Source organism: uncultured Mucilaginibacter sp., assembly GCF_903893715.1.
In the GTDB taxonomy this organism is placed as follows: Bacteria; Bacteroidota; Bacteroidia; order Sphingobacteriales; family Sphingobacteriaceae; genus Mucilaginibacter.
Genome location: NZ_CAITNG010000126.1, coordinates 1 through 1,895 on the forward strand (window position 1 = coordinate 1; position 1,895 = coordinate 1,895).

General features: G+C 43.0%; 2 protein-coding genes. Both read left to right on the forward strand.

Annotated features, from left to right (window positions below; all coding sequences use genetic code 11):
- The first annotated feature begins 70 nt into the window (after window positions 1–70).
- Entirely contained in the window at window positions 71–847 is a 777-nt protein-coding gene (locus QZX97_RS14445; RefSeq protein ID WP_295651392.1) for an ATP-binding cassette domain-containing protein, read from the forward strand.
- 4 nt (window positions 848–851) lie between these two features.
- Window positions 852–1,868: an MlaD family protein gene (locus QZX97_RS14450; protein ID WP_295664744.1), complete on the forward strand. Its 1,017-nt coding sequence runs from the start codon at window positions 852–854 to the stop codon at window positions 1,866–1,868.
- Window positions 1,869–1,895: the final 27 nt, after the last annotated feature.

The window sequence follows — 1,895 nt, forward strand, 5'->3', positions numbered from 1 at the left end:
GCGATGTTCATTGTTTTTATTGAGGAAGTAATCATAGTACAAATATTTGGATGGTGGAGGTAACGGATATATGATGAAAAAGGAAAAAACCACCATCGATTATAAGGAAGCCGTTATCAGTATAAGAGGGCTGAAAAAGGCTTTTGATAACAATCAAGTACTTACCGGTGTCGACCTTGACCTGTACAGGGGTGAAAACCTTGTGGTATTGGGGCGCTCGGGGTCCGGTAAATCGGTATTGATAAAAGTGATATCAGGACTGATCAGGCCTGACGCGGGCGAGGTGAAAGTATTTGGCAAAGAGGTAAACCGGATAAGAGAACATGATTTGCAAGAGCTGCGCACCCGGATGGGCTTTTCGTTCCAAAACAGTGCATTGTACGATAGTATGACGGTGCGCAAGAATCTGGAATTTCCGTTGGTGCGCAATAAAAAAAATCTAACGCGAAAAGAAATCAATACCTCAGTAGAAACGGTTTTAGAGGCGGTGGGTTTGGAGCAAACCATTAACCAGATGCCGGCCGAACTATCTGGTGGTCAGCGTAAGCGTATTGGTATAGCCCGTACATTGATATTGAACCCAGAGGTTATGCTGTATGATGAGCCCACAGCCGGTCTCGACCCTATTACTTGTATCGAGATCAACAGCTTGATCAACGAAGTACAGCAGCGATATAAAACATCATCTATCATCATTACGCACGATTTGACCTGCGCAAAATCGACGGGCGACCGGGTGGCCATATTGTTGGATGGCAAGTTTGACCGGATAGGTAGCTTTGATGAGGTTTTTAATACGGACGATGTGCGTATAAAACCATTTTTTGATTATAACTTTATTAAATAAAGACATGGAAAAAGAAGAAAACAAACGTGCCCTTATCGTAGGGATATTTATAGCCCTGGGAGTGGTCATTTTTGTTGTAGGTATATTTACATTGGGCGGGCAGCAAAGTATTTTCAAAAAGACTTTTCATGTTACGGCAGTTTTTGATGATGTGGCCGGGCTTAAAAAAGGGAACAATGTGTGGTTTTCGGGTGTAAAGGTCGGTACTATCAGCGATGTTAAATTTACAGGGCAATCGCAGGTAGAGGTACAAATGTCTATCGACAACAATGTACAAAGCTATATACACAGTAATGCGGGTGCAAAAATCAGTTCGGACGGCTTGATAGGCAATAAAATCATTGTGATTGATGGCGGAAGCCCACAGGCACCAATGATAGCTGATGGTGATATGGTGCAAACCAATAAGCAGCTATCAACCGATGATATTATGAAGACGCTGCAGAAAAACAACGAAAACCTGTTGGCCATAACTACCGATTTCAAAAAAATCAGTACTAATATCGTAAAAGGCAAAGGCTTGGTTGGCGCCTTGATGACGGATTCGGTAATGGCCTTGAAATTCAGGAGCATTGTAAATAACCTGAACGCTACAACAGTTAGCACACAAAAAGTAGCTTCATCGCTCAACCATTTCTCGGACAAGTTGAACACCAAAGGTGGCCTTACCGATAAATTGCTGACCGATACCAGCGTGTTCAATCAGCTGAAAGCCTCGGTTGAACAATTGAAGCAGACCACCGCCAGCGCAAATAAACTGGCCGAAAGCCTTAACCATAGCGGAGCCAATTTGGAGCATGCAACAGGAAAACTGAACACCGCTGATAATATACTCGGCATTTTGTTAAACGACCCAAAGGGAGCTGCGAAGCTACAGAGCACGCTTAACTATTTGAACGAAAGCTCGATAAAACTGAACGATGACCTTGAGGCTGCCCAGCACAACTTTTTGCTAAAGGGATTTTTTAAGGACAAAGCCAAAAAAGAAGCCGCTCAAAAAAACACAACGCCTGCACAATAAGTTACTTACCTGCCTTTACAATATTGA

Excerpts from the sequence above, each read along its gene's own strand:
- QZX97_RS14445 (WP_295651392.1), top strand. The coding sequence starts at position 71 with ATGATGAAAAAGGAAAAAACCACCATCGATTATAAGGAAGCCGTTATC.
- QZX97_RS14450 (WP_295664744.1), top strand. The coding sequence starts at position 852 with ATGGAAAAAGAAGAAAACAAACGTGCCCTTATCGTAGGGATATTTATA.